The sequence below is a fragment of the Halomonas sp. N3-2A genome, from assembly GCF_002216165.1.
Taxonomy (GTDB): domain Bacteria; phylum Pseudomonadota; class Gammaproteobacteria; order Pseudomonadales; family Halomonadaceae; genus Vreelandella.
Genome location: NZ_CP022286.1, coordinates 2,476,074 through 2,494,002, shown reverse-complemented (window position 1 = coordinate 2,494,002; position 17,929 = coordinate 2,476,074). Strand labels below are relative to the sequence as shown.

Below are 17,929 nucleotides of genomic sequence, written 5' to 3'. Positions count from 1 at the left end.
TTATTCAGCGATTAAAAAGACCTACTAGAAAATGGCATCCTCTGATTTTTCGTGGCAAATGGTGATTAGCGCTTATATTGCGTTGGGCAGTAGCCCCGTAAAATATCCGGCGATCGCAAAGCCGTATGCTTCGTCGCGCGACCAGTAACACGCTTGCGCCACAGTCGAAACGAGGCCGGCTTAAGCTGGTGGCGCATTACCTCTATGACGTCCGGCTCGCCTAGGCCAAACATAGTGTCGATCGCTTCAAACGGAGTGCGATCTTCCCAAGCCATTTCAATCACGCGGGACTGCTCTTCTTCGGGTAAACGACGGAAGCGTTTCACAGCTGCTTTAGGCATTGGTCACCTTACATGTTGATGAAGCGTGCAAGTAACGGGTTGCTATTAATTGTACCAGCATTGGACGTTGTTGTTTCGGCTGTACTGGTATTTTGAGGCGATGTGCAGTTGTGAGGGCAGTTTACTTTATTGCTAAAAGTGCGCGAAAAAGGCCATTCATCAATACGGGTTCGTCGCGGCGGATGTTGAAGCCTGCTTGTTGAAGTAGTGGTGTCGCCTGGCGGGTGATGTCGGTCGCGATCAATGAAGTAATGACGTTCAGTGCTCGCCGACTTGGACCAGCAATGTGGGTGTCGGGTTGAAATTTATCCATAACACAGAGCTGCCCGTCGTTTTTCAGTACCCGGTGCGCTTCGGCTAGTCCCTGTTCAGGGTTGGGCATCACCGCCAAAATAAGATGCATCACAACGACGTCAAAATGCGCATCTGGGTAGTCCAGTGCAGCAGCATCCATCACACGACATACCACGTCACGTTGCGCATGTTCCGCTCGCTCACGGGCTCGCGTCACCATTGCGGGGGTTAGGTCGGTTAAATGGATTTCTAATTCGCGCGGTAAATAAGGCAGGTCTAAGCCGGTGCCTGCACCCACCAGCAGCACTCGCATGCCAGGTTCCCAGTCAACTTGGTTAAGCGCACTTCTGCGGGGTTTACGAAACGCTTTAGTCGCCACCAGATCATAGACTGGCGCGTAAATGCTATAGCGCAAGCGATTCCAGGCGGTGGTATTTACCATAGGGTCTCTACCTCGATATAGGATCGTTGCCTCGACATAAGATCTTTACCTCGAAAGGGATGCCGCGCACGCTCAGTGAATCGCGTTTAACGTCTGCGAAGGGCTTTCGCCAAACTGTTGCTTATAGTCATGAGCAAATTGCCCCAAATGCCAAAAGCCCCAGTAGGTGGCAATTTCAGTCACTGTTTGGTGAGGCTCTGCGCTGCGCAGAGCACGACGCACTCTATTCAGCCGCGTTAAACGTAAAAACTGCAGCGGACTAATCCCTAGGATAGACGTAAAACTGTATTGCAGCGTACGCCTGCTGACATGAGTTAGCTCGCATAACGTTTCCATGGTGACTGGACCTTCCAGGTGCTCATCAACATAGCGCTTCACCCGGTCAACCACTGCTTTTCGATGAGGGTAGCTGGGAGGCAATTCATGGCTTGTTTGGTTAGCTTTTAATACTTCCATTAGGCCTGTTAGCAAAATATCTTGATGAACGTTTTCAGCGATGGGGCCTTGTTGATTTGAGAGTAAGCGTTCAAGTAAAAAAGACACAGCATGCAGAGTTTCAGGCGCTACCCGGCGGCGGGGTGAATCTTGCCACTCATGATCAAGTATCACCCCCTGTCGCTGGGCGGCAGCCTGTAATAACGGCATACGTATCACTAGTCCATAGATATCAAACGCCTCGGGGGTTACCAGCTCAAAATCACGACCGCCGGGATGACACATCACCTCATATTCTTCCAACGCCTGCCCATTAATTCGTGACCCTGGTGCTTGAGTGGGGATGCCCAGCCAGAGCGAGTCAGCCCACACTCGGCAGTCTTGTCGCAGTGCTTGCCCGGTATGTTCTTTAAACACCTGCATGGCGGGTAACTCAATTTCATCTAGTCGCCCATAAAAGCGGCCAGGACTTAGTTGGTCGTATTGCTGCTGCCAGCGGGTCAGATTTTGGGCATGTTCGTCGGCATCAAACGCCTCTTGAATGCATTTTTTTGGTGCAATGTCTTGGCTTGTCAGCGTCATGAAAAACTCCTGTGAACGTGATTAAAGTGCCATCACGTTGCATGCTTGCCTCTAATTTATTGTATTTAATAATGTTTTTATAAGTATGACAGGTTTGCCAAAACTCGATACTCCCCATTAAGTGATAGCGCTATTGTGGAAACAAGCAAATTCTGTTCCTCAACGCGCATTCGGCGCCATTGTTTTAGAAACCATAGTTTTAGAAACCGTAGTTATAGAAAAAGCCACTTTTAAATATAAAAAAGGAAGGTCCCATGGCGCAGACCTATCACACAACTGTTGGAAGCCGCCGCTATCGCTTTAATGGCTTGGCGGAATTAATGGCCAAGGCCACGCCGCCACGCTCTGGCGACCGCTTGGCAGGGGTCATTGCAGAATCAGCAGAAGAGCGGGTAGTGGCGCAAATGGTGCTGGCAGAGCTCCCGCTTACCACATTTTTGAATGATGTGCTGGTCCCCTATGAGCAAGACGAAATTACTCGTTTAATCATCGATGAGCACGATGCTGCTGCATTTGCGCCGCTGAAGCATTTAACCGTGGGTGACTTTCGTAACTGGCTACTATCCGACTATGCCACCAGCGATGTGTTAGCCGCGGCTCGCCCTGGCATTACCCCTGAAATGGCCGCCGCTGTTAGCAAGTTGATGCGCAATCAAGATTTGATGCTAGTCGCCAAGAAGTGCCATGTGACGACCGCATTTCGCAATACTATTGGTTTGCCGGGGCGGTTATCCACGCGTTTGCAGCCCAACCATCCTACCGATGACGTGACCGGGATTGCCGCCAGTATTCTGGATGGCTTGCTGTATGGCAGTGGCGACGCGGTCATTGGGATCAATCCTGCGACTGATAATGTCGCCCAAAGCATCAAGCTAATGCGCCTGATGGACGATGTCATTCAGAAATACGAAATACCCACCCAATCCTGCGTGCTCACTCATGTGACCAACACACTCGAAGCGATTGAGCAGGGCGCGCCGGTAGATCTGGTTTTTCAATCCATTGGCGGTACCGAAGCCACCAACCGCAGCTTTGGCTTTGATTTGAGTACCCTGGCGGAGGCCGAGGCGGCTGCTCAAACGCTGAATCGCGGTACGGTTGGGCGCAACGTGATGTATTTCGAAACTGGGCAAGGCAGCTCGCTTTCCGCTGATGCTCATCATGGTTTAGACCAGCAAACCTGTGAAGCCCGTGCCTATGCGGTGGCGCGCAAGTTTAATCCGCTGCTGGTGAATACGGTGGTGGGATTTATCGGCCCTGAGTATTTGTACGATGGCAAAGAGATCACCCGAGCGGGGCTGGAAGACCACTTCTGCGGCAAGTTGCTAGGCGTGCCCATGGGCTGTGATGTTTGCTACACCAATCACGCTGAAGCCGATCAAAATGATATGGACAACCTGCTGACGCTGTTAGGTGTGGCGGGCTGTAGCTTTGTGATGGGCATCCCAGGCTCTGACGACATCATGCTCAACTATCAAACCACGTCCTTTCACGATGCCCTTTACGCACGGCGCGTGCTTGGGTTGAAGGCCGCCCCGGAGTTCGAGCAGTGGCTGGCGAAGATGCAAATCTTCCAAGATGTTTCCTCCTATCGGTTAAATGATCAACTACCTGCCGCTTTCGCTAATAGCCTGCGCCACCTGCCAACGGAGGCTGCTCGCGATGTCTGATAATGAATCGAAAAAAGCCCCACCGATTGTGATCGCTAACCCATGGGAGCGGCTGAGGGCATTTACCGATGCTCGCATTGGGCTTGGACGAGCGGGCATTAGTCTGCCCACGCATCAGCTATTGGCGTTTCAACTGGCTCATGCCCAAGCCCAGGATGCCGTTCACTGCCCCCTTGAGTGCGACGCGCTGGCCGATGAGTTAACGACAGCGCTGAGCCTGAACCAGACACCTCTTCATGTGCATAGCCATGCAGTAGACCGGGCCATGTATCTGCAGCGTCCGGATTATGGCCGTCGTCTTGACGACGCTTCGCGAGAGCAACTGCAACAAGCGGCGCAATGTGGCCAGCGCTTCGATTTAGCGGTGGTGATTGTCGATGGGCTTTCCGCACTGGCAGTACAGCAGAACAGCGAGCCGTTTCTTACTGCGCTGTATCGCGCCTTGGAGAGTGATCAGCGGGAGTGGCAGCTCGCGCCATTAACCATCGTAGAGCAGGGCCGCGTGGCGATTGGTGATGAGGTTGGCGCGCTGCTTAATGCCGATGCCGTGCTGGTGATGATTGGTGAGCGCCCAGGCTTAAGCTCCCCCGATAGCCTCGGGCTGTATATGACCTGGGAACCAGAAGTGGGCTTAAAGGATGATCGCCGCAACTGCATTTCAAACGTGCGTCCAGCAGGGCTCAAACCGGAAGAGGCCGCACGGCGGTTGTTGTTGCTATTAACCGAAGCCCGTCAGCGGAAACTGTCTGGCGTGCAACTGAAAGATCGTAGCGAGGACAGCGTATTAGACGGTGCAACAGGGGGGACAACTCAAAACTTCCTGGTGGCCGATTAATAAGCGGCACAGGAAGCGAAGCGTTATGCATAAGCAGCGCCATATAGATAACAGAGTAATTAAATAGCAATTAAAAAGAGTAATAACAATACATAAATAACAAGCACTTATAGAAACGCTCCTAAAAAACTCCTAACAACAATATGGAACCAACACCCCGACTCAGCACGCCGCTGACAACGATTGCGTTCCACACTGAAAAGGGCATGACAATGACACAACCTTCTGTCGATCAAGCGTATTTGGCCAAGCGCCAGCTGCGCAAAGGTACCGCGGGCTGGCTATTACTAGCAGGGCTTGGGGTTTCTTATGTTATTTCCGGTGATTTTGCCGGCTGGAACTTCGGTATTGCTGAAGCGGGTTGGGGTGGTTTTGCCATTGCCGCCTGCTTAATGGCGATGATGTACCTGGCACTCGTATTAGCATTGGCGGAAATGTCCGCAGCGATTCCAGCCGCGGGGGGAGGCTATAGCTTTGCCCGCCAAGCGATGGGGCCAGCCGGTGGCTATTTAACCGGGCTTGCGGTGTTGATTGAGTACGCGCTTGCGCCTGCTGCGATCGTGATTTTCATTGGCTCGGCAGTTGAATCGCTGCTGGGCATTAATGGGCCGCTGGTTTACCTGCTGTTCTACGCAGTGTTTATCGGTATTCACCTAGCAGGCGTGGGTGAAGCGCTAAAAGTCATGATGGTGATTAGCGGGCTGGCCGTGTTCGCGATTTTGGCAACGGCAGTGGCGCTGATTGGCAATTTCGATTCAGCGAATCTGTTTGATATTGCGCCCACCGATGCAGCCGGTGCGAGCACCTTTATGCCCTATGGTTGGTACGGTATATGGGCAGCGCTGCCGTTTGGGATGTGGCTGTTTTTGGCGGTTGAAGGCGTGCCGCTAGCGGCAGAGGAAGCCAAAGACCCCGCGCGGGATATGCCTAAAGGGATTATCGCCGCGATGTTGTTCCTGCTATTTACCGCCTTATTGGTCGTGGTGTTACTGGCCGGCGCGGCGGGGGCTGAAATGATTGGTCAAAGTGGGGTGCCGCTGGTCGATGCGCTTAACGTTGCGGGTAACCCAACACTTGCCACGCTGGTTAATGTGTTAGGTCTTGCGGGGCTGGTGGCGTCATTTTTCTCGATTATCTATGGCTACAGCCGTTTGGTGTTTGCGCTTTCTCGTGCGGGCTACTTACCAAAACCGCTGTCACTGACCAGCGAGCGTAAAGTGCCTTATCTGGCGCTGATTGTGCCTGGTGTATTTGGCTTTTTAGTCTCACTTAGCGGCGAGGGTGATCTAATTCTAGGGATGGCCGTTGTCGGCGCGACGCTCTCTTATGCATTGATGGCGCTCAGCCACATTCTATTACGAGTTAAACAGCCTGACTTGCCGCGCCCTTATAAAACACCCGGTGGTGTGGTGACCTCTGGCGTTGCGTTAGTGCTTTCCCTCGTCGCGCTGACCGGTGTCTATGCTTTCGACCCCCGCGCGTTTAATTACACCATCGTTCTATTCATTGCTGGTGCAGCGTACTACTTCCTTTACAGCAAGAATAAGCTGGTGGCGAAAACCGCTGAAGAGGAGTTTGCGCTGGTGACTGCTGCCCCGGAAGAGCTAGACATTGACGAGCCGGCGCCAGCTGCTGCCAAGCTGTAATGTTTGATCCTAATCGCCTAGGCTAACTAGGCAGTTTAAGCCTCTGAGCCCAATGGCCCAGAGGCTTTTTATGATGAGTGCTAAAACAGCTAGCTGCCTTCTTAAACATGCGGATTACCCACCAAGGTCTTCTCGCATGTAGTGCTCCGTTACGCGAAGCTGGGGAAAATAGTCAGGAGCACCGCCATGAAGCACTCTCCCGCGTATCGTTTAGCGGCCACTATTCTGCATGGATTTGATGGCTACCGAGCACGCTTCAAGCAGATTACCTTTGACGCCAGTCGGCGTTTTCGTGATGCGGCGTGGCGTGATGCCCAGCAAGCCTCAGCGGCGCGGATTAACCTTTATGAAGAGAAAGTGGGCGATACGCTGACACGTTTGCAGCGTACCTTTGATCATGAGGCGCTTACGTACTGTGAGACCTGGCGGGAGGCACGTGAGCACTATGCGCAGCTGATTAGTCAGCGGTTGGATTACGAGTTGGCCGAGACGTTTTTTAACTCGTTATTCTGCTCGATTTTCCACCACCGTCATATTCGCAATGACTGGATGTTTGTGTACAGCTCCCGAGAAGATGCTGCGCACCATTCTGGAATTGAGCTTTGTCGCCAGCATTCAGTCAACGGTGATTGGTCTCAAGCGCTTGCCTGGGCGCTTGAAGAGGCACCGTTTGATAACGCCTTTGCTGATCTGGAACGCGATATTGAACTAGCTGCAGGCCTATTAGAAACCCTGCTTCCCGCCGCTATTTTGCAGTCAGAAGACGCTCAATTAGAGCTGTTGAAAAGCGTCTTTTACCGCAATAAAGGGGCCTACTTAGTCGGCCGCATTTTGGGGGGCGGTGAGCAGGTGCCACTGGTGTTACCTATTCTACATGGTGAGGGGTTTGGCGAGCAGCAGGGCGGCGACCCCTGCCTGCACTTGGATACCGTGTTAACCGAGACTGATGAAGTCTCGATTATTTTCTCGTTTACCCGTGCCTACTTCCAAGTCGATGTACCGGTACCTGGGGAGTTTGTCCACTACTTAAAACAGCTCATGCCCCATAAGCCTGAAGGCGAACTGTATGCCGCGATTGGCTTTTTTAAGCATGGCAAAACCGAATTTTTCCGTGCCTTAAACCTGCAAGTGGCCAAGCGTGAGGATCAGTTCGTCATTGCGCCTGGGGTGCGTGGCATGGTGATGGCGGTGTTTGTGCTACCCAGTTTTCGCACCGTGTTTAAGATCATTAAAGATAAATTCGATCCGGCCAAAGAGGTCACCCACGCGATAGTGCGCGAGAAATACCGCCTGGTGAAACGCCATGACCGTGTTGGGCGTATGGCTGATACCCAGGAGTTCTCGAATTTTATCGTGCGTCAGGATCACTTTGCGCCAGAGTGTTTAGAGCACTTGCTAGAAGTAGCGCCGTCTACTGTGTCATTGAAAGATGACAAGGTGATCATCAAGCACTGTTATACCGAGCGCATGATGACACCGCTGAATATCTATCTGGAGCAGTGCAGCGCGGACGAGCGCGTAATGGTGCTCAAAGACTATGGTAACGCCATTAAACAGATGGCAGCGGCGAACATCTTCCCGGGCGATATGCTGTTAAAAAACTTTGGTGTTACCCGCCATGGTCGAGTGATTTTTTACGATTACGACGAGGTGTGCTATCTCACGGAGTGTCGCTTTCGGCACATGCCTAAATCGTATGGCAATGACTTTCAGGGAGGTGGTGGGGAGAGTTTTTACGTTGGCCCCAATGATATCTTCCCCGAGGAGTTCGGCCCCTTTATGTTTGCCAACCCGGAGCTGCGCGGTATTTTTATGCAACAGCATCCGGAGTTATTTGATCCCGATTACTGGTTGGAGCTACAGCAGGCCATTGTCGATGGTCGGGTGATTGATGTTTACCCATATCGTAATAAGCAGCGCTTCGCGGGGACCATAGGGCAGCTGGTATATTAAGTAACCTCTGATTAACTATTGCGCTTGGCCATACTGCGTTAAAAATCGCCTCAAAATGCTCATTTACAACCCGTAAACTGCGCTTTTTCGTTGATTTTTGCCTTGTCTGGCCTGCGCTCATTACATTAATAAGAGGCTCCTTGTGAAACAGTAAGCAGTGATTTAGTCGAGGAAGACATGACAGCAACACCGCACCTAGTGGTTTTTACCGGTTCAGGGATTAGCGCCGAGAGTGGCATTAAAACGTTCCGTGCCAGCGATGGCCTGTGGGAAGACCACCCAGTCGAAGAGGTAGCTACGCCTGCAGGCTGGCAGCGAGATCCTCAGCGGGTGCTGGCGTTTTATAACCTGCGCCGGGAGCAAATTCGTAAGGCCAAGCCCAATGCTGCCCATAAAGCCCTGGCGGCACTTGAAAAAGATGGCTTTAGAGTCAGCGTGGTTACGCAGAATATTGATGATCTGCATGAGCGTGCAGGGTCGCGAGATGTGTTGCATCTGCATGGTGAGATTTTGAAGGCGCGCTCTTCAGTGGATGCGCGGCTGCGCTATCCACTGCCAAAAGGCGGTATTGCGCTGGGTGATATTTGCGACAAAGGCAGCCAGCTGCGCCCGGATGTCGTATGGTTCGGTGAATCGGTACCGCTGTTTGAAGACGCCTGCGAGCTTGTTAGCCAAGCGGACTTTTTGCTGGTGGTGGGCACGTCTTTGGCGGTTATGCCCGCAGCATCGCTGCTATCGTATATTGACCTGGATACCCCGTGTGCGCTGGTCGACCCCGACGCGGATGCCTTAACACCGCCGGGCGTTCTAGCGATTAACACCACGGCAGGTGAAGGCGTTCCTGCCTTGGTCAACCAGTGGCGCAAACAGGGCAATTTAATGCTGCCTTGAGTGTTCTCTAATAACTATTGCTTTAAGAGTTATCGCTTCAAAAACCATGCCTTCATTACGTCGGTAATCTGAGCGATGTCGGCGTCGGTGGCGATATAAGCGGGCATGGTGTACAGCCAGCGGCCGATTGGGCGCAGCCACACCCCACGCTCGCGGGCGAACTGCCCGACACCTTTCAGTGCCTCGGCGGAGTGCGCTTCAATCACCGCGGTGGCACCCAGCACCCGCACATCGGCCACGTCTGGGTGGGCGTTCAGCGCAGAGTCGTCAATTAACGCTCGGCTAAGCTGTTGGCTGAGAGTCGCAATCTTGTCCAGGTAGTGCTCCTCTTCAAACACGCGCAGGCTTTCCAGCGCGACGCGGCAGGCCAGCGGGTTGCCCATAAATGTCGGGCCGTGCATAAAGGCATGGTGGGCGCTGTCGCCAACAAATGCATCGTGAACGCGGTCGTTGGCTAGGGTTGCTGCATGGCCTAGATAGCCGCCGGTTAGTCCTTTAGAGAGCACCATAATATCTGGTGTCACGTCAGCGTGATTGGCAGCAAACAGCTTACCCGTGCGGCCAAAACCGGTGGCCACTTCATCAAAAATCAGCAGCACGCCAAACTCATCGCATAGCGCCCGTGCGCCGCGCAGGTAGTCAGGCGAGGTCATATTCAGCCCGCCTGCTGCCTGTAACAACGGCTCCATCAGCAGGGCAGCAATCTCATGGTGATGGCTCGCCAGTACGTCGCGCAGCGCCGCTAAATCGTCGGCTACCTGTTCCGGTGTGGCGTTAAACGGTGCGGTGGGCGCGGGAGCGAAGTGGTGTTGGGGAAGCAGGCTGGCGAACAGGCTGTGCATGCCTTCTTCAGGGTCGCATACCGCCATACAGCCGGTGGTGTCGCCATGGTAGGCCTTCATTAACGAAAGCATCTTGCACTTTTCGGGGTGGCCGATGAGCACCTGGTACTGCAGGGCCATTTTCATCGCCACTTCCATCCCGACTGAACCACTGTCGGAGTAGAACACGTGATTAAGACCGTCAGGGGTGATGCGCACGAGCTCCCGAGCAAGCTGGTCGGCGGGATTATGGGTGAGGCCACCGAGCATGACATGGCATAGCTCGCCTGCCTGTTCACGAATGGCCGCGACTAAACGTGGATGGCCATAGCCATGAATCATGCACCACCAGGAGCAGGTCGCGTCGAGCAGTTGCTCGCCGCTTTCCAGGGTGAAATGGCTACCGCTGCCGCCGACCACTTTAGGGGCGGGTGCTTGTGTTTTGAGGTGGGCGTAAGGGTGCCAAACGGGAGAACTCATAAAGCGGCTTCCTGATTCAAAACTGAGGTGTTGAGCAGTGCAGATAGTGAAAGCGCGTGGCGCGCATGGGTGGCATCGGCGGTGGCTAAATGAGGAATAATGCCTAGACATGGCGCGTTAAGGGCGTTTTTAAGCAGCGCGATATTGGCCTCAAAGCGCGCTGTATCAGCGGCGAACTCAGGGTCCACTACGCTGCCGACCCAACCCGCAAGGGGTAGGCCATCGGCAGCGATCACCTCCGCGGTAAGCCGCGCATGATTAAGACAGCCAAGCTTTAGTCCCACGACCAGAATAACGGGCAGCTGCATCATCCGCGGTATATCGGAAAAGTCGTTGTGCTCATTGAGTGGCACACGCCAGCCGCCAGCGCCTTCAATGAGCGTTAAATCGCGCGGCATGTCGTTTAGGGTGGCGGTAAGCGAGGCCACTACGCTATTGACGTTAAGAGCGCACCCCGCCTCGCTGGCGGCCAGGTGCGGCGCAATAGCGGGCGCAAACGCCCACGGGTTAACGGTGGTGTAATCGACGGGGGGAGCGCTCTGTTGTTGTAGCGCCAAGGCGTCGCTATTGCGCAGCCCATCCGCCGTGATGTGGCTGCCAGAGGCAATCGGCTTAAGCCCCAGCGTGCTGAGCTGCTGCTGTTTGGCAGCGCACAGCAGTGCGCTGGTGGCCAGGGTCTTACCTGCATCGGTATCGGTGCCGGTTACGAAATAGACGGTCATGGTGATTTTTCCAAGCGCAGAGTGAGGCAGTGGTAGCTAACGGGGAGCCCTTGGGGTTCACGTAGCGTTTCAAAACGCTGGCGGGCGGCGACCAGGTCTCGGCGGGTAAGACGTGCCTTGGGCCGCGCCACCTGGGCGCCTACTCCCTTAATTGAGTCCATGACGGCAGTGAGATCGGGGTAGTAAAACCGCCGCCATTCGGTAATGCGATCAACCAGCGTTAAGCCGCTTAAGCCAACGGCGCGTTCAAGCGCTTGGGCATTCGGCGTTTGCAGTAATGCCTCCGGGCGCTGCCAAGCAGAGGCGACTTCTGCCAACGTGCCGGGTAAGAGTGTCGTGAGATGCACTTGGCCGCCAGGGGACAGTACTCGTTGAAGCTCGCGCATCACCGCATCGATATCGCGGCACCACTGGATGGCAAGGTTGGAAAAGACCAGATCAAAGGTGGCGCGCTCAAAAGGCAGCGCGGCGGCATCGCCTTGCTGCCAACGAATATGATGGCCATAGCGCGCCTGGGCATGGGCGAGCATGCCAGGGGCAATATCCAGCCCAGTGACGTTGGCATGGGGAAATTGAGTGGCTAGTCGCTGTGTCCAGACGCCAGTACCACAGCCAAGGTCGAGTATGTTGTCGGCATTAGGCGGAAGCGATGACCATAGCGTTTCCCCTATCTGGCGCTGAGCGCTGGCCAGCGCATCGTAGCGGGGTGCCGCGCGAGAAAAAGCGTGGGCGACTTTTGCCTGCCAGTTTGGCGTTGCCGTTAGGTACATACGTGCTCCTTGGCGACCAGTGCGGCCTGGGAAGCGATGGTCGCGACTAGTTGAGCAGGTTGGGAAAGCATCGGGCAGTGTCCTGCGTGGGCAAGGTTAATCGCCTGAGCGCGGGTGCTGGAAGATACTAACGGATCGTACTCGCCCACTAGCTGAATGACCGGACAGGGCGCCTCTTGCAAACGCTGGGTGTTATCCAGGGTGGCAAGCCAGTGAAGCCCTTGGGATAGGGTGCTGTTAGTAGCGCTGGGGGTGTCGCCCAACATGGCACGTAGCTGTTGGTGGGCGTGGCGAGCGTTAGGTTCGCCTTGGGTTTGCCAGCGTAAAAAATGCCGCCAGGTGGCGTCGGGGTCGCGGCTAAAGGCGCGCTGAAAGCTGGCAAGCTCGGCTTTGCTCACGCCGTCATCGCTACAAAATTGCCCGCCTGTGCCAATCAGCACCAAGCCGCGTGGTGCAGGCAGCTTATCGAGCAGCGCGCTGGCTAACAGCCCGCCCAGCGACCAGCCAACCCATACGGCGTCGCTGGGTAGTTGGTCGGCCATGGCGCTGGCAAGGGTATCAAGGGTGGCCGGTTCAGCCAGGGCAGGGGTATCGCCATAGCCCGGCCAGTTCACCGTGTGCACCTCAGTATGGGCGGACCAGTAGGTGTCCAACGGCTGCCAGATACGCTGATCGATCCCCCAGCCCGACAGCAGCACAAGACGTTGAGGGGCGTCTAGGCGGGACATGCTGCTTCCTCACTCTGACAGGCGCTCAGCCCTTCAATAAGCCGATCAATATCGCCTGGAGTGTGGCGGGCACTCAGCGTAATGCGCAGCCGTGCGGCACCATTAGGTACCGTGGGTGGACGAATCGCCCCGACGTGAATACCCCGTTGGGCGAGCTTAGCCGCCCAAGCCATGGTGCGTGGCTCGTTGCCGAGTAACAGCGGTTGAATAGGTGTATGGGAGTCGGCAAGGGGCAGCCCGAGCGCTTGGGCCTGCTGGCGAAAATAGTTGATATGGCGCGTAAGCTGTAGGCGGTGTTCAGGCTCGCGCTGCACGATAGCCAGCGCTTCCAGGGTCGCTGCGGCAATGCTGGGGGGCTGGGCCGTGGTATAGATATAGCTGCGAGCAAACTGGGTGAGGTGCTCAATCAGCGCCGCGTCACCGGCCACAAACGCGCCAGCGGTGCCCAGTGCTTTGCCCAGTGTACCCACCAAAATAGGCACCGCTTGGCTATCAAAACCTGCCACACAGCCGCTGCCGTTAGCGCCTAACACGCCCAGACCGTGAGCATCATCGATCATTAGCCAGGAGTTGTGTTGCTGGCTGACGTGGGCAAGGGTGGCAATATCGGCAACGTCGCCATCCATGCTGAACACGCCGTCGCTGACCACCAGCTTATGGGGGGCGGAACTGCGCGCCAACAGACGTTCAAGATCAGCGCTATTGCGGTGATGAAAGCGTCGCGAGCGAGCGCCGCTTAGCGTTGCACCATCGAGTAGCGAGGCATGGTTCAAACGGTCTTGAAAGAGGGCAGTGTGCGGGTCAGCGAGCGCCTGCAACACGCCAAGGTTAGCCATATAGCCAGTGGAAAACAGTAGTGCACGCTGTCGTCCGGTCCACTCGGCTAGGGCGTCTTCCAGTGCGTCGTGAACTTCCAAGTGGCCGCTGACCAAGTGCGACGCGCCCGCGCCTGCGCCAAAGCGGCGCGCACCCTCTGCCTGGGCAGCTTGCACGCGTGGATCATGAGCCAGCCCGAGATAGTCATTGCCGGCAAAGTCCAGCGTGCCAAGGGTATTCACTCGTCGGTGCCGCCAGCGCTGTTGATCAACACGCTGCTGACGGGCGCTGGCTAGCCGCTGCTGCCACGCGTCAGACACTGGCATCTACCGCCAGTGCTGCTGCCCGCTCTGCCTGGGCGCGCTGCTGAGCTTGTTGGGTGAGTCGCTCGGTGTGAGTGGCTTCATCTTCGCAGGTATCACGGCGTTCTGGGTGCAGGCCTAATTTTGCAAATAGCGCGCGGTCGCGGTCTGCCTGAGGATTGCCGGTGGTGAGCAGTTTGTCGCCGTAGAAGATCGAGTTGGCTCCCGCCAAAAATGCCAGTGCTTGAGTCGACTCACTCATCTGCTCGCGGCCAGCGGAAAGCCGCACATGGCTTTGCGGCATCATAATCCGCGCCACCGCGATGGCGCGGATAAACTCAAGTGGGTCCAAGTCTTCGACGTTCTCCAGCGGAGTGCCCGGTACCTTAACCAGCATATTAATGGGCACGGATTCTGGGTGCGGTGATAACTTCGCCAACTGCTGTAACAGCGCGCTGCGGTCTTGCGCGCCTTCGCCCATGCCTAAAATGCCGCCGGAGCATACTTTCATGCCCGCTTCACGCACGGTGGCCAGGGTGTCCAGGCGGTCGCTGAAGGTACGGGTGGTGATGATTTCAGCGTAAAAGTCGGGGGAGGTATCCAGGTTATGGTTGTAGTAATCCAACCCGGCAGCCGCCAAACGGCTGGCTTGATCACCGTCGACCATGCCTAGCGTCATGCAGGTTTCCAGCCCCAAGGCTTTTACTTGGCGAACCATCTCTTCGACCAGCAGTAAATCTTTGTCCCGCGGGCTGCGCCATGCCGCGCCCATACAGAAACGGCTAGCGCCAGCTTCTTTGGCAGCCTTGGCCTGGGCAACGACCTTTTCGATTTCCAGCAGTTTCTCTTTTTCGAGTTGGGTATTGTAGTGACCGGACTGCGGGCAATATTTGCAGTCTTCCGGGCAAGCCCCCGTTTTAATCGACAGCAGGGTCGAGACCTGCACCGCGTTAGCATCAAAGTGGGCGCGATGCACTTGCTGAGCTTTAAATAGCAGGTCGTTGAAGGGCAGTGCGAACAGCGCATTAATCTCTTCCAGCGTCCAGTCGTGGCGCGGGGCGGCGGCATTGAAAGCGGTGGCGGTCACGGGTAAACCTTTTTTCTTTTGAAAGTTGACGAGACTCTAGCGGCGTTACGCTTTTGGTGTCAACTATTCGAAGCGCGTTGGTTTACTACGAATGGTTTTAGAGAGCTGGGGTTCGTCATGGTGGCCGGGCTGCTTTATACTCGGCGCCCTTTGTTATCCGTCTTTTGTTAATCGCCCTTTATGAATTGGAGCGCGGATGTCCGACGCTACGTCACAGCCCCCTGAGTCTTCTTCATTGACTGACTACGACCCTGCTACGGGGCATCCGCGTCCACCTCGGCGTGAATTTAAAGCACGGGGCAGTTTTGTCACACGCTGCGAAGGGTGCAATCTTCCTGAGCTCAACTGTCTGTGCCCTTATCAGGTGAAAGCGGATAGCACCGCCCAGGTATGGCTGTTGACCCACTCTATAGAACACTACAAGCCGACCAATACGGGGCGGTTAATTGGCGATGTGCTGACGCAAACCAGAGTGTTTACCTGGTACCGCACCGCGCCGGACGAAGAGTTAGCCGCGCTGCTTGAAGATCCGCGCTACGCGCCTTTTGTGATCTTCCCAGATGACCAGCCCGACTACGCGGACCGTGTGGTGGACATTAATGCTGTGCACGCTGTAAAGCAGCAGGCGCGTATTCCGGTATTTGTGATTTTAGATGGCACTTGGCGCCAAGCGCGGCGAATGTTCCGCAAGAGTCCTTATCTGGATGCGCTGCCGGTACTACCGCTGCGCACTGAGCGGGAAACACGCTATCGGTTACGCAAACCCGCCTCAAAAGCGCACCTGTGTACGGCAGAAGTTGCCATTGAACTGCTGCGCCAAAGTGGTGATGAAAATGCCGCTGATGTGCTAGACGATTACTTTGATGTATTTAACGATAGCTACGCTGAAAGCCGTTACTATCGCAAAATTGCTGAACCAACCGCTGCCATGCAGCGGCTATTAGATCGCAAGGGTTAGCGCTGAGCACCCGGTAGCCAGCGAAGCATCACTTTACGTACCCAGTACCAGCGGTTAATCAACAGGGCGGTAAAAATCAGGCTACAGCCAAGCAGCTGTAGCAGGGTCATGGTTTCGCCAAACCACCATGCGGCGAATAGGGCGGTCCACACGGCTTCAAGCATTAAGATAACTGCCGCGTGGCTAGGTGTGGTCATGCCCTGGGCTTTGATTTGCAGAAAGAAGCGCAGCGAACTTGCCAGCAGCACGCTGGCCATAAACCAGCCCAGAATTGAGGGGCTGAGCGCTAGCGGCTGATCCTCGGCGAACAAGGATAGGCAGGTCAGTACGCTGCCCACCGAGAGCAACTGTAGTGTGGTGAGCGGTAGCGCTGGCACGTTGCGCACCACGCGAGTATTGACGTTGATCAGTAGCGCGAAGCAGAGCGCCGCGCAGACCATTAGCAATTGACTAGCTTCTACTTTGAACCCTGCGTTTAGCGACAGGAGGGCAAAGCCCAGTAGCGCTACTGGCAGGGCGATCCAGGTAGAGCGTGGCGGACGGTCGCCAAACAGCAACCGTGCTACAACGGGTACCAGCAAAATTCCCAAGCTGTTGATAAACGCGCTTTCGCCCAGGTGGTCAGAGTAATTTAACCCCAGAATCCAGAAGGCCATCGCGGTGCTGAACAAACAGCCTACCAGTACGCCGCGTCTTATCCTACGCGCGGGTAAGCGCCTTAGGGCAGGCCAGGCGAAGGGTAGGAGTATCAGTCCTGCCAGTAAAAAGCGCGTACCAATAAACAGTAACGGTGGCATGCCCGCTAACGCTTCTTTAGAAAAAATCCAGCCGCCAGCGGCTACCACCGTTACCAGCAATAGCAATGCATCAGCTTGCCATGGCGCTTGTTTGATCGTACTCACGCGGTGCCGCTACCGAACAGTGCACCGGCAATTCTAAAGCCTGCTACCCAGGTACCCACCGCAGAGCCTAATGTTGCCAAAATAAACACCAGCAACGTACGGGAGACGCGATTTTTCCACCAACCTTTGAGCTCGGTGACATCATGGCGTAGTGTCGAAAAGTCGCGCACCTTCGGTTTGCGCATATAGAGTTCGACCCCTGCAGCGACAAAGCCTGCACCAATGGTGGGGTTAAGCGAGGTCAGTGGGGCGGCAAAGAAGGTGGCAATCACCGTCACAGGGTGCGCAAGGGCTGCTATCGTCGCGCCGCCGGATAAAATGCCATTGATTAAAAACCACTCAATGACCAACTGCCAGCCAAGCTCAGTATTGCGCGAAAAGCCGATCACAAAACCGGTGATAACCAGCGCGGTAATCAGCCAAGGGGCAGCTTTCCAGAGTTTAGACGGTGGCGGTGTTGCCTCCAGCGATTCACGCTCAGTGGTAGGGTTTTCAGGAAGCGGTGCTTCCAGGTGTTCACCGGTGCCTTTTAAATGCCCGGCACCCAGCACCACTAACACGTTTTGATAGCGCCCAGGCGGCGCTTCTTCAGCTAAGCGCAGTGCCATATAGCGGTCGCGTTCGCGAATAAGCGGGGTATAGAGTGCTTCTGATTCGGCAGCAAATTCGCTGAAAGTGGCCTCCAGCATATCGCCTTCTTTGAGCTTTTCGATGTCCTCTTTGGAAACATCTTGGCGCGACATTACGCTGCCAATTAGCCCCGAAAATAGCGAGAAGCGTTGCCACCAAGGGACATTGCGGTAAATGCGCTTTAATGTAATGCCAACGTCACGATCGACCAACATTAAAGGCAGCTTGTGGGTACGGCACTCTTCTACTGCTGCACGCATTTCAGCGCCAGGCTGAATACCTGACTGCTCAGCAATCCGTTGCTGAAACGCACCAAGCGCCAGGCTTGCCGCTACCATGCCCGCTTTGCCCTGTTTAAATACCTGAAAAAGATCCTGTTCCCCCATGGCATCGGGGTTGTCCATGCTGTGATGACGTGCGTCGCATAGCTCAATGGCAACGGCGTCGAAAGTGCCACTGTTGATTAATTGGCGAACGTCATCGGCACTTTCGGCAGAGACGTGAGCGGTGCCGAGCAGGGTGTAACGGGTGCCGCCAACGGTGACGGTTTTTAACGGGCCGCTGGTCTTAGGCTGCGCGTTGGGTTCTTGCGCCAGCGGTGTTGTATCGTCATGGATCATTAAT

General features: G+C 55.2%; 17 protein-coding genes. 6 read left to right on the top strand and 11 right to left on the bottom strand.

Annotated features, from left to right (window positions below; all coding sequences use genetic code 11):
* Positions 1–65: 65 nt before the first annotated feature.
* The 3 genes from CEK60_RS11685 to CEK60_RS11675 all read right to left on the bottom strand — a co-directional run bounded on the left by CEK60_RS11685 (position 66) and on the right by CEK60_RS11675 (position 2,094).
* Positions 66–341 carry a TIGR03643 family protein gene (locus tag CEK60_RS11685; RefSeq protein ID WP_089039175.1) on the bottom strand — a complete coding sequence of 92 codons (276 nt, stop codon included), beginning with the start codon at positions 339–341 and terminating at the stop codon, positions 66–68.
* Positions 342–462: 121 nt separating this feature from the next.
* Positions 463–1,077, bottom strand: coding sequence for a class I SAM-dependent methyltransferase (locus tag CEK60_RS11680; RefSeq protein WP_089039174.1), 615 nt, complete (start codon positions 1,075–1,077; stop codon positions 463–465).
* Between the two features lie 72 nt (positions 1,078–1,149).
* Positions 1,150–2,094 (bottom strand): helix-turn-helix domain-containing protein, encoded by a 945-nt coding sequence (locus CEK60_RS11675; RefSeq protein WP_089039173.1) that lies wholly within the window; start codon positions 2,092–2,094, stop codon positions 1,150–1,152.
* Positions 2,095–2,348: 254 nt separating this feature from the next.
* Here CEK60_RS11675 and CEK60_RS11670 point away from each other — a divergent pair, with 254 nt between their 5' ends.
* The 5 genes from CEK60_RS11670 to CEK60_RS11650 all read left to right on the top strand — a co-directional run bounded on the left by CEK60_RS11670 (position 2,349) and on the right by CEK60_RS11650 (position 9,089).
* The gene (locus tag CEK60_RS11670) at positions 2,349–3,764 is read left to right on the top strand and encodes an ethanolamine ammonia-lyase subunit EutB (protein ID WP_089039172.1); all 1,416 of its coding nucleotides are present in this window, start codon (positions 2,349–2,351) and stop codon (positions 3,762–3,764) included.
* Positions 3,757–4,599, top strand: a complete 843-nt coding sequence (gene eutC / locus CEK60_RS11665; protein WP_089039171.1) for an ethanolamine ammonia-lyase subunit EutC — start codon at positions 3,757–3,759, stop codon at positions 4,597–4,599. The genes CEK60_RS11670 and eutC overlap by 8 nt, the downstream gene beginning before the upstream one ends.
* Positions 4,600–4,811: 212 nt before the next feature.
* A complete protein-coding gene (eat, locus tag CEK60_RS11660) occupies positions 4,812–6,245 on the top strand; it encodes an ethanolamine permease (RefSeq protein ID WP_089039170.1) in 1,434 nt (477 codons plus the stop codon).
* A 186-nt stretch (positions 6,246–6,431) separates the two neighbouring features.
* Positions 6,432–8,198, top strand: coding sequence for a bifunctional isocitrate dehydrogenase kinase/phosphatase (gene aceK, locus CEK60_RS11655; RefSeq protein ID WP_089039169.1), 1,767 nt, complete (start codon positions 6,432–6,434; stop codon positions 8,196–8,198).
* A 177-nt stretch (positions 8,199–8,375) separates the two neighbouring features.
* A complete protein-coding gene (locus CEK60_RS11650) occupies positions 8,376–9,089 on the top strand; it encodes an SIR2 family NAD-dependent protein deacylase (protein ID WP_089039168.1) in 714 nt (237 codons plus the stop codon).
* Between the two features lie 29 nt (positions 9,090–9,118).
* Here the strand turns inward: CEK60_RS11650 and bioA are convergent, their stop codons facing one another.
* Genes bioA through bioB form a run of 6 tightly spaced genes read right to left on the bottom strand, consistent with a single transcriptional unit; the run spans position 9,119 to position 14,815 of the window.
* A complete protein-coding gene (gene bioA / locus CEK60_RS11645) occupies positions 9,119–10,390 on the bottom strand; it encodes an adenosylmethionine--8-amino-7-oxononanoate transaminase (RefSeq protein ID WP_089039167.1) in 1,272 nt (423 codons plus the stop codon).
* A complete protein-coding gene (bioD, locus tag CEK60_RS11640; RefSeq protein WP_089039166.1) occupies positions 10,387–11,112 on the bottom strand; it encodes a dethiobiotin synthase in 726 nt (241 codons plus the stop codon). Before bioD ends, bioA begins: the two co-directional genes overlap by 4 nt.
* Positions 11,109–11,882: a malonyl-ACP O-methyltransferase BioC gene (gene bioC, locus CEK60_RS11635; RefSeq protein ID WP_089039165.1), complete on the bottom strand. Its 774-nt coding sequence runs from the start codon at positions 11,880–11,882 to the stop codon at positions 11,109–11,111. The genes bioD and bioC overlap by 4 nt, the downstream gene beginning before the upstream one ends.
* Entirely contained in the window at positions 11,873–12,610 is a 738-nt protein-coding gene (locus CEK60_RS11630) for an alpha/beta fold hydrolase (RefSeq protein ID WP_089039164.1), read from the bottom strand. The genes bioC and CEK60_RS11630 overlap by 10 nt, the downstream gene beginning before the upstream one ends.
* Positions 12,598–13,752 (bottom strand): 8-amino-7-oxononanoate synthase, encoded by a 1,155-nt coding sequence (bioF, locus tag CEK60_RS11625; RefSeq protein ID WP_089039163.1) that lies wholly within the window; start codon positions 13,750–13,752, stop codon positions 12,598–12,600. The genes CEK60_RS11630 and bioF overlap by 13 nt, the downstream gene beginning before the upstream one ends.
* On the bottom strand, positions 13,739–14,815 hold the full coding sequence (bioB, locus tag CEK60_RS11620) for a biotin synthase BioB (protein ID WP_089039162.1): 1,077 nt from the start codon (positions 14,813–14,815) through the stop codon (positions 13,739–13,741). The genes bioF and bioB overlap by 14 nt, the downstream gene beginning before the upstream one ends.
* Positions 14,816–15,011: 196 nt before the next feature.
* On the opposite strand from bioB, the gene CEK60_RS11615 reads away from it, so the two are divergent.
* A complete protein-coding gene (locus tag CEK60_RS11615; protein ID WP_089039161.1) occupies positions 15,012–15,773 on the top strand; it encodes a tRNA-uridine aminocarboxypropyltransferase in 762 nt (253 codons plus the stop codon).
* Here CEK60_RS11615 and CEK60_RS11610 read toward each other — a convergent pair.
* Both CEK60_RS11610 and CEK60_RS11605 read right to left on the bottom strand, forming a co-directional pair.
* Positions 15,770–16,675, bottom strand: coding sequence for a DMT family transporter (locus CEK60_RS11610; RefSeq protein WP_089039160.1), 906 nt, complete (start codon positions 16,673–16,675; stop codon positions 15,770–15,772). The two genes, CEK60_RS11615 and CEK60_RS11610, sit on opposite strands and share 4 nt — an antisense overlap.
* Positions 16,672–17,925 carry a TraB/GumN family protein gene (locus tag CEK60_RS11605; RefSeq protein ID WP_089039159.1) on the bottom strand — a complete coding sequence of 418 codons (1,254 nt, stop codon included), beginning with the start codon at positions 17,923–17,925 and terminating at the stop codon, positions 16,672–16,674. Before CEK60_RS11605 ends, CEK60_RS11610 begins: the two co-directional genes overlap by 4 nt.
* Between the last annotated feature and the right edge of the window lie 4 nt (positions 17,926–17,929).